Origin of the sequence: Enterobacter sp. YSU, assembly GCF_016082135.1 — a bacterium.
GTDB lineage: Bacteria > Pseudomonadota > Gammaproteobacteria > Enterobacterales > Enterobacteriaceae > Enterobacter > Enterobacter hormaechei_C.
Window position 1 is genome coordinate 4,680,075 of the sequence record NZ_CP059487.1, and the last position, 8,072, is coordinate 4,688,146.

Genomic DNA, 8,072 nt, shown 5'->3' on the forward strand with positions numbered 1-8,072 from the left:
ATGAAACGCACCCTAAGTTGGATTGCCGCCGCAGGCATTATGCTTGCTGCCGGAAACCTTCAGGCTGTTGAGGTGGAAGTTCCCGGACTGTTGACCGACCACACCGTCACCTCTGTCGGACACGATTTTTATCGTGCCTTCAGCGATAAGTGGGAAAGCGATTATCCGGGTAACTTAACCATCAACGAACGGCCCAGTGCGCGGTGGGGAAGCTGGATCACAATAACCGCTAATCAGGACGTTATTTACCAGACTTTTCTATTCCCAACGAAAAGAGACTTCGATCAGAACGTCGCTTTCGCGCTGGCACAAACAGAAGACGCTATTAACCGCCTACAGTTAGACAAAGCCCTTTTGAGCACAGGCGATTTAGCAAAAGATGAGTTCTAGCAACGACACCTATTTCGGAGGCTGTAATGCGTCTCGCACACACAGTGATTTCGTTAATGCTCATTGCGCCGTTGAGCTGGGCCGGAAATATGACATTCCAGTTCCGCAACCCTAATTTTGGCGGCAACCCGAATAACGGAGCCTTTATGCTTAACCAGGCTCAGGCTCAAAACTCTTATAAAGACCCCAGCTATGACGATGATTTCGGTATCGAGACCCCGTCGGCCCTGGATAATTTCACTCAGGCCATCCAGTCGCAAATATTAGGTGGCTTATTAACCAACATTAATACCGGAAAACCCGGCCGGATGGTCACTAACGACTTTATCGTCGATATTGCCAATAAAGACGGGCAGCTTCAGTTAAATGTGACAGACCGAAAAACCGGTAAAACGTCGACAATCCAGGTTTCCGGTTTGCAGACCAGTTCAACTGATTTCTAAACAACCCCGAAATAAGGACAATTATTATGCAGCGCTTTTTTATTTTAGTTGCAGTGTGCTTATTAAGCGGTTGTTTAACTGCCCCGCCAAAAGAAGCCGCTAAACCCACCCTGATGCCTCGTGCCCAGAGCTACCGGGATCTGACGCATCTGCCGGTCCCTACCGGGAAGATATTCGTCTCGGTCTATAACATTCAGGATGAGACGGGCCAGTTCAAACCGTATCCGGCCAGTAACTTCTCGACGGCCGTACCGCAGAGCGCCACCGCGATGCTGGTCACCGCCCTGAAAGATTCTCGCTGGTTTATCCCGCTGGAACGTCAGGGGCTGCAAAACCTGCTTAACGAACGAAAAATCATTCGTGCCGCGCAGGAGAATGGTACCGTTGGCGTCAATAACCGCATGCCGCTACAGTCTCTCACCGCAGCCAATATCATGGTGGAAGGCTCGATTATCGGCTACGAAAGTAACGTGAAATCGGGCGGCGCGGGTGCGCGTTACTTTGGCATCGGGGCCGATACGCAGTATCAGCTGGATCAGATTGCCGTCAACCTGCGCGTGGTTAACGTGAGCACGGGTGAGATATTATCCTCCGTGACCACCAGCAAAACGATTCTCTCTTATGAAGTGCAGGCCGGGGTGTTCCGCTTTATCGATTACCAGCGTCTGCTGGAGGGTGAAATTGGCTATACCTCTAACGAGCCGGTCATGCTGTGTCTGATGTCGGCCATCGAAACCGGCGTGATTTTCCTGATTAATGACGGTATCGATCGCGGCTTGTGGGATCTTCAGAATAAAAGTGACGTGAGTAATGCGGTGCTGGTGAAATACCGTGAGATGTCGGTGCCGCCGGAGTCATAATCGGCGGCGCATAAAAAAGGCGAGATTTCCGTCTCGCCTTTTTTTATTTACTTACCGCAGGAACGCTCTGGCTCTTCTCGCGTCGGGCCGCAAGCCAGAGGCCGCTGTTCTTCATGGCGTAGCCAAACAGTAATCCCAGCATGAGCGAAGGGACCACCAGCTTCCAGTCCCCCTGCCCCGCAAAGGTCGCGCAGGCACCCATGAACGTGCCGGGCACAAAGGACAACAGCAGATGTTTTGCCTGAACGCACATCAGGAAGGCCACAATGCCGGTGATGGCGTACCCCAGGATTTCCACATGCGGCGCCAGCGCGCTGCCTTTCATAATGACCAGCGCCCAAATCACACCGCTCATCAGAGTACAGCCGGAGATGAAGAGCCCTTTGAGACCACCCTGCGGGCAGGCGAAATAGGCCGTGCAGCCAAGAAAACCAGCCCAGCTCAACAAGCCGAGAGAGACAGCCACCCAACCCCAGAGGCCGGAGAGGATGCCAGTCGTGATTGCAATACAAAGTAGTATGTTCATGGTGCGCATCTTAGCAGATGCGCACCTTAGAAATGAGATCAGAAGCACATTACGTGCAAGTTGAAATGTATCGTTGCAGGATTTTTGTGATTCGAATCACTCTTCGTTCTCTTCTTCCAGCTCGTCCCACATGGCAGCGATAGCGTCACGCGTCAGCGGAGCCAGCGTTCTCCAGAACGGCGAGGTGGCATGGGCTTCAACTTTACCCAGGAAGGTGCCAACCCACGGAAGCAAATACGTTTCGAACAGGGTTTCAATCGCCTCGTTCTCATCATCACCTGCATTATCTTCAATCCAGGAGGCCGCCAGCAGCAGGGTACCGATATGATCGGCAGGCATATCCGTCAGCGGCATGCCCCGTTCTGAAAGAAACGCCCGAACTTCCGCTTCGGTCGCACCTTCCTGCCAGGCAGAACGATACGGCGACACGCGACACTCTTCTCCCACAAACAGCGCGTTGTAATCCGTTGAAATCTGCTGCATATCGCAGCTTTTTTGCAAGCGTTCCAGCAACTCATCCTGTTCCAGCGGCCAGCTCTGCGCCAGTTTACCTTCACGAATCAGGGTAAACAGCGGAACCAGCAGCGGATCCTGCGGCTGGCGGTAATATAAGGTGCCCAGCACGCGGCAAAGGATGGAAAACTCATTCATGTTTTTATTCCGTTATTAATTAAAGATCGGCAAATTCATTAATCGGCGCCATGCCGCGCGACTCAAGGAAGTCGAGCATACGACGCGGCGTGACGTTCAGGATCTGTTCTTCCGGGAAATTCACGTCCCGCAATATTTTCAGGCACTCGCTGAAATCACCCAGCGTGAAGGCCGTGTGTGAATCAGAGCCCAGCGCCACCATGCCGCCCGCGTCACGCACGGTCGCCGCCACTTCGCGGCAGTTGGCTTCACTGCCCTTACGCGAGTGAACAAAGGAGGAGTTGTTAATCTCCAGCGCCACGCGGTGCTTCGCTGCCGCCTGCGCCACGGCCTGAATATCAATCGGGTATTTCGGATTTCCCGGGTGGCTGATAATGTGCACGTTGCCGCTGGCAATAGTGGCAATCATCGCTGCGGTGTTAGTCTCTTTATCCTGGGGCGCAAAGACCGGCTCGTGGAAGCCGGCGAGGATCAGATCTAACGAGGACAGCATCGGGCCGGTGCAGTCAATCTCACCGTCAGTATTTTTGATGTTCGCTTCGATGCCGCGCAGTATCCCGATACCGTCCACCAGGCGTGGCCAGATACGCATATTCACAAAATGCCAGTAGTGCGGCGCATCCGCCATATCCGGACCGTGATCGGTTATCGCAAACAGTTTAATGCCTTTCAGCTTCGCCTGAGCGATATAATCATGGAGGTTACTGTAAGCGTGGGTACTGGCGACGGTGTGCATATGCAGGTCAACGGGATACATCTTTCTCTCCTCTGCGGTTTTTCCAAAGGATAGCAGTTATCAGCGGCGAATATTAGCAAAAACCCGGCGAACGCCGGGTTTCTCTCAGTAGCCTCGCTGTCTGTCGACCTGTCCGGTCACCGCGTTGCCCTTCTCTATTTCGCTGATGGTATGCGAGATGTACGCCACGGCCTCCGCCGGTCGCGTCACGGCCGCAATATGAGGCGTCATCGCCACGCGCGGATGTGCCCAGAGCGGGCTGTCTGTCGGCAGCGGTTCGCGGCTATAGACATCCAGCATTGCGCCTTTCAGTTTACCGCTATCCAGCGCTTTCAGCAGATCGTCTTCCACAACGTGTACCCCGCGCGCCAGGTTCATTAAGTAGCTGTCTTCTGCCAACTGGTTGAGGAGCGTGCCATTGATAATGCCGACCGTTTCCGCCGTATTCGGCAGCAGGTTAATGAGGACGCGAGTCCCTTTCAGGAACGCCGGGAGTTCGTCCGTTCCGGCAAAGCTCTCGACGCCTGGATAATCCTTACGGCTCCGGCTCCAGCAGCGCAGTGGGAAGCCCCACGGCGCGAGCGCTTCGGCGACTTTCGAACCCAGTACACCCGCGCCGAGGATGCCGATGGTGAAATCTTCATGCTGATAATCCGGAAGCGGTTCCCAGTGGGATTGCTGTTTAAACGCCTGATAATCGTCGAAACGTCGGAACCAGTGCAGCACCTGGCTCACGGCATATTCCTGCATCTGCTGCCCCATACCGGTATCTTCCAGACGAAACAGGGGAATATCTTCCGGCAGCATTTCAGGGTGTGCCTTCAGCTTACTGAGAATGGAATCCACACCCGCACCAAGAGCAAACACCGCCTTCAAACGGCGTCCCTGAAGCATTTCGACCGGGGGATGCCAGACCAGCGCGTAGTCGGCATGTTCATTATCGCCCTGTTTCCATTCGCGAACGCGTGCGCCAGGCAGTGCCGCCGTAAGCGCGTTAATCCAGTAAGCCGTATCAAAAGTGGGGTGATAGAAGATAATATCCATAGTCATTGCCTTTTATTGCGCTGTTTTATTTTCATTTTCAACTGGCTTGCCAGCATAACAAATTTATCGCTAAACCGCGTTGCTGATAAAAGAGGCGCATTTCGCACATTTCGGAATCAGGTTGCCTGAAGTTTGTCTAAACACGCTAAATTACTGAAAAAGTGGGTTGACGGCAGTACGGCTTTTCCTTACATTAGCGCCCGTCCCGACAACAACGGGATGACAATATGGTGAGGTGTCCGAGTGGCTGAAGGAGCACGCCTGGAAAGTGTGTATACGGCAACGTATCGGGGGTTCGAATCCCCCCCTCACCGCCATATTTGAAGAAGAGCTCGCATGAAAATGCGGGCTTTTTTTTCGCATGTTGCACGCCTTTGGGGGGATGAGAACCCCCGACCGGGGTTCGACAACTGGCGCAGCCAGTTGGACAGACTGACAGCGTATCGAACAGGCTGCCCGAAGGGCGAGCGAAGCGAGTCAATCCCCCCCTCACCGCCATATTCAAGACAAGAGCTCGTACGAAAGTACGGGCTTTTTTCTTTTATATTCTCCGTAAGGAGATTCGCTCCCTGCGTTCTTTATGTCGGGTGGCGCTACGCTTACCCGACCTACAAAAAGCTAGTCTTCAACCATCTTTGCATACTCTTCGGTGAGAAAATCCACCAGCGTCCTGACCGATGGCAGCAGGCCGCGCCGGGATGGATACACCGCGTGGATCACTTCCCGTCTGGGTTCCCAGGCATTCAGCACCCGAACAAGTTCACCTGAAGCCAGCTGATCCTTCACCATCAAAATGGGCAGCTGTACCACGCCCACGCCCGCCATCGCCGCCTCCCGCAGCGCCAGCATGTCGGTAGTCACCAGGCGCGGCGTGAAGTGAATTTCTGCCTTTGCGCCCTCTGGCCCGCTCAATTCCCACTTATGCAGGTGCTTACCCGCCCCCATACTTAACCCCGGCCACTCGCTGAGTTCAGAGGGCATCGCCGGGTTGCCCATCCGTTCAATCAGTGCCGGCCCGGCAACCAGACAGTGCCCCCTGTCCGCCAGCACCCTTAATACCAGATCGCTGTCATCAAACGGGCGCGGACGAACGCGGATCGCCACATCCACCCCCTCCGCCACCAGATCGACCCGGCGGTTGGTGGCTTCGAGCTGGAGGTTGATCCCTGGATAGCGCGCCATAAACCGCGCCAGCATGGGCCCCACGTGAACGTGCAGCAAGGTGACAGGACAGGTGATCCGGACCATACCGCGCGGCTCAGCCTGTAAAGCAGCCACCGCCTCCTCCGCAGCTTCAGCTTCCACCAGCATGGCTTTACAGTGCTGATAGAACGTCTGCCCCACCTCCGTCACCGCAAACTGCCGCGTGGTACGTTGGATCAACCGAACGCCCAGGCGTTCTTCCAGCTGAGCAATCCGACGGCTCAGTTTCGACTTAGGCTGATCGAGCGCCCGACCCGCCGCCGCAAAGCCACCATGCTCCACCACCTTCACAAACCATACGAAATCATTGAGATCCTGCATACGCCTCCATTGTTCCATTTAAGGAACAGTGTATGTCATTTTTGCTATCTACCGGGATATTAACCCTGAATATAAGCTAATTCCATCAACAGGACATCAGGAGTTAATCATGAAAAACGTAACAGGCGTGTATACCGCACCTCGTCCGCACTGGGTCGGTGACGGTTTTCCGGTTCGTTCGATGTTTTCTTACCAGACGCACGGCGAGCCCCTGAGCCCGTTCCTGCTGCTGGACTACGCCGGACCGCATACCTTCCCGGCGGACGGCGCGAAACGCGGCGTGGGCGAGCACCCTCATCGCGGTTTTGAAACGGTGACCATCGTCTACTCAGGCGAAGTGGAGCACCGTGATTCCACCGGCAGAGGCGGCGTTATTGGCCCAGGCGACGTGCAGTGGATGACGGCAGGCGCAGGCATTTTGCACGAGGAGTTCCACTCCAGCGCGTTTTCGCAGAAAGGCGGTGAACTGAAAATGATGCAGCTGTGGGTCAACCTGCCCGCCAAAGACAAAATGGCGACGCCTGGCTACCAGAGCATCACTCAGTCGGATATCCCGGTGGTCACCCTGCCGGATAACAGCGGAACATTGCGCGTGATTGCTGGCCGTTTTGGAGAGGTAACCGGCCCGGCGCATACCTTCTCACCGCTGAACGTGTGGGATCTCGCGCTGCGCCAGGGTAGCCATCTGACGCTCAATCAGCCCGAAGGCTGGAGCACGGCGCTGGTTGTCGTTGAAGGCAGCGTGACGGTGAACGGCACCACGCCTGCCGGTGAGGCGCAACTGGTCGTGCTGAGTCAGAGCGGTGACAAACTGCATTTCGAAGCCAGCAGCGATGCCAAAGTGCTGCTGATGGCTGGGGAGCCGCTGAATGAACCCATCGTGGGCTATGGCCCGTTTGTGATGAACAGTAAAACCGAAATTGCCGAGGCTATTCGCGATTTCAACTCCGGCCGCTTTGGCCAAATCTAAACGTAATAAGGAGCGCATTATGTCTACCCCTGCAAACTTCAACGGTGCACGTCCCGTTATTGACGTAAACGATGCCGTTATGCTGCTTATCGATCACCAGAGCGGGCTGTTCCAGACCGTAGGAGACATGCCAATGCCTGAGCTGCGCGCCCGTGCAGCAGCGCTGGCAAAAATCGCCTCGCTGGCGAAGATCCCGGTGATCACCACGGCGTCGGTTCCACAGGGACCGAACGGCCCGCTTATCCCGGAGATCCACGCCAACGCGCCGCACGCACAGTATGTGGCACGCAAGGGTGAGATCAACGCCTGGGATAACCCGGAGTTCGTGGCGGCGGTGAAAGCCACCGGGCGCAAAACGCTGATTATCGCGGGGACGATCACCAGCGTCTGCATGGCCTTCCCGTCCATCAGCGCGGTGGCGGACGGATATAAAGTGTTTGCGGTGATTGATGCCTCCGGCACCTACAGCAAAATGGCGCAGGAGATCACCCTGGCGCGCGTAGTGCAGGCAGGCGTGGTGCCGATGGACACGGCTGCTGTTGCTTCCGAAATTCAGCGCACGTGGAACCGTGAAGATGCGGGTGAATGGGCTGAGGTGTACACACACATCTTCCCGGCCTACCAGCTGCTGATCGAAAGCTACAGCAAAGCGCAGGACGTGGTGAAAAATAGCGAAGTGCTCGATTCGCAGCGTTAATCCTGCGCGCTGCGACATAAGCTGATTAAGGCTTAACCGAACAAGCACGAATGCTGAAAATCTGCTTGACCGTTTTAGCGCAACTCCCTATAGTAGCGCCCCGTTGCCCCCCAAGCGGTCAGGCAGCAAAACAATATGGTGAGGTGTCCGAGTGGCTGAAGGAGCACGCCTGGAAAGTGTGTATACGGCAACGTATCGGGGGTTCGAATCCCCCCCTCACCGCCATATTTA

The 8,072-nt window shown here is 55.4% G+C and carries 10 protein-coding genes, 2 tRNA genes and 1 other RNA gene; 8 read left to right on the top strand and 5 right to left on the bottom strand.

Translation table 11 applies throughout. From position 1 onward, the window contains the following. Genes csgE through csgG form a run of 3 tightly spaced genes read left to right on the top strand, consistent with a single transcriptional unit; the run spans position 1 to position 1,693 of the window. Positions 1-390 (top strand): curli production assembly/transport protein CsgE, encoded by a 390-nt coding sequence (csgE, locus tag H2Z33_RS22520; protein WP_058689476.1) that lies wholly within the window; start codon positions 1-3, stop codon positions 388-390. A gap of 26 nt (positions 391-416) precedes the next feature. Then, complete coding sequence (gene csgF / locus H2Z33_RS22525; RefSeq protein ID WP_003858054.1) at positions 417-833, top strand: curli production assembly/transport protein CsgF; 417 nt, start codon at positions 417-419, stop codon at positions 831-833. A gap of 26 nt (positions 834-859) precedes the next feature. After that, positions 860-1,693 carry a curli production assembly/transport protein CsgG gene (gene csgG, locus H2Z33_RS22530; RefSeq protein WP_003858055.1) on the top strand — a complete coding sequence of 278 codons (834 nt, stop codon included), beginning with the start codon at positions 860-862 and terminating at the stop codon, positions 1,691-1,693. A 43-nt stretch (positions 1,694-1,736) separates the two neighbouring features. On the opposite strand, the gene H2Z33_RS22535 is transcribed toward csgG, so the two are convergent. From H2Z33_RS22535 to ghrA, 4 genes are all read right to left on the bottom strand, one after another. After that, positions 1,737-2,219 (bottom strand): DUF1097 domain-containing protein, encoded by a 483-nt coding sequence (locus H2Z33_RS22535; RefSeq protein ID WP_072159654.1) that lies wholly within the window; start codon positions 2,217-2,219, stop codon positions 1,737-1,739. Between the two features lie 96 nt (positions 2,220-2,315). After that, positions 2,316-2,870, bottom strand: coding sequence for a molecular chaperone (locus tag H2Z33_RS22540; RefSeq protein WP_003858059.1), 555 nt, complete (start codon positions 2,868-2,870; stop codon positions 2,316-2,318). A 19-nt stretch (positions 2,871-2,889) separates the two neighbouring features. Beyond that, positions 2,890-3,627, bottom strand: coding sequence for a phosphatase (locus H2Z33_RS22545; protein WP_063866916.1), 738 nt, complete (start codon positions 3,625-3,627; stop codon positions 2,890-2,892). An 84-nt stretch (positions 3,628-3,711) separates the two neighbouring features. Continuing rightward, a complete protein-coding gene (gene ghrA, locus H2Z33_RS22550; protein WP_017384758.1) occupies positions 3,712-4,650 on the bottom strand; it encodes a glyoxylate/hydroxypyruvate reductase GhrA in 939 nt (312 codons plus the stop codon). Between the two features lie 229 nt (positions 4,651-4,879). Here ghrA and H2Z33_RS22555 point away from each other — a divergent pair. Continuing rightward, positions 4,880-4,967: transfer RNA gene (locus H2Z33_RS22555), tRNA-Ser, on the top strand. A gap of 44 nt (positions 4,968-5,011) precedes the next feature. Then, positions 5,012-5,148, top strand: a non-coding RNA gene (locus H2Z33_RS22560) — RtT sRNA. A gap of 120 nt (positions 5,149-5,268) precedes the next feature. On the opposite strand, the gene H2Z33_RS22565 is transcribed toward H2Z33_RS22560, so the two are convergent. Then, positions 5,269-6,174 (bottom strand): LysR family transcriptional regulator, encoded by a 906-nt coding sequence (locus tag H2Z33_RS22565; RefSeq protein ID WP_017384759.1) that lies wholly within the window; start codon positions 6,172-6,174, stop codon positions 5,269-5,271. A 109-nt stretch (positions 6,175-6,283) separates the two neighbouring features. On the opposite strand from H2Z33_RS22565, the gene H2Z33_RS22570 reads away from it, so the two are divergent. The 3 genes from H2Z33_RS22570 (at position 6,284) to H2Z33_RS22580 (ending at position 8,066) form a co-directional block, all read left to right on the top strand. Continuing rightward, positions 6,284-7,144 (top strand): pirin family protein, encoded by an 861-nt coding sequence (locus tag H2Z33_RS22570; RefSeq protein WP_063135261.1) that lies wholly within the window; start codon positions 6,284-6,286, stop codon positions 7,142-7,144. A gap of 19 nt (positions 7,145-7,163) precedes the next feature. After that, the gene (locus H2Z33_RS22575) at positions 7,164-7,841 is read left to right on the top strand and encodes an isochorismatase family protein (RefSeq protein ID WP_003858068.1); all 678 of its coding nucleotides are present in this window, start codon (positions 7,164-7,166) and stop codon (positions 7,839-7,841) included. A gap of 137 nt (positions 7,842-7,978) precedes the next feature. Beyond that, positions 7,979-8,066 (top strand) — tRNA-Ser (locus H2Z33_RS22580). Positions 8,067-8,072 lie beyond the last annotated feature (6 nt).

Excerpts from the sequence above, each read along its gene's own strand:
- csgE (WP_058689476.1), top strand. The coding sequence starts at position 1 with ATGAAACGCACCCTAAGTTGGATTGCCGCCGCAGGCATTATGCTTGCT.
- csgF (WP_003858054.1), top strand. The coding sequence starts at position 417 with ATGCGTCTCGCACACACAGTGATTTCGTTAATGCTCATTGCGCCGTTG.
- csgG (WP_003858055.1), top strand. The coding sequence starts at position 860 with ATGCAGCGCTTTTTTATTTTAGTTGCAGTGTGCTTATTAAGCGGTTGT.
- H2Z33_RS22535 (WP_072159654.1), bottom strand. The coding sequence starts at position 2,219 with ATGAACATACTACTTTGTATTGCAATCACGACTGGCATCCTCTCCGGC.
- H2Z33_RS22540 (WP_003858059.1), bottom strand. The coding sequence starts at position 2,870 with ATGAATGAGTTTTCCATCCTTTGCCGCGTGCTGGGCACCTTATATTAC.
- H2Z33_RS22545 (WP_063866916.1), bottom strand. The coding sequence starts at position 3,627 with ATGTATCCCGTTGACCTGCATATGCACACCGTCGCCAGTACCCACGCT.
- ghrA (WP_017384758.1), bottom strand. The coding sequence starts at position 4,650 with ATGGATATTATCTTCTATCACCCCACTTTTGATACGGCTTACTGGATT.
- H2Z33_RS22565 (WP_017384759.1), bottom strand. The coding sequence starts at position 6,174 with ATGCAGGATCTCAATGATTTCGTATGGTTTGTGAAGGTGGTGGAGCAT.
- H2Z33_RS22570 (WP_063135261.1), top strand. The coding sequence starts at position 6,284 with ATGAAAAACGTAACAGGCGTGTATACCGCACCTCGTCCGCACTGGGTC.
- H2Z33_RS22575 (WP_003858068.1), top strand. The coding sequence starts at position 7,164 with ATGTCTACCCCTGCAAACTTCAACGGTGCACGTCCCGTTATTGACGTA.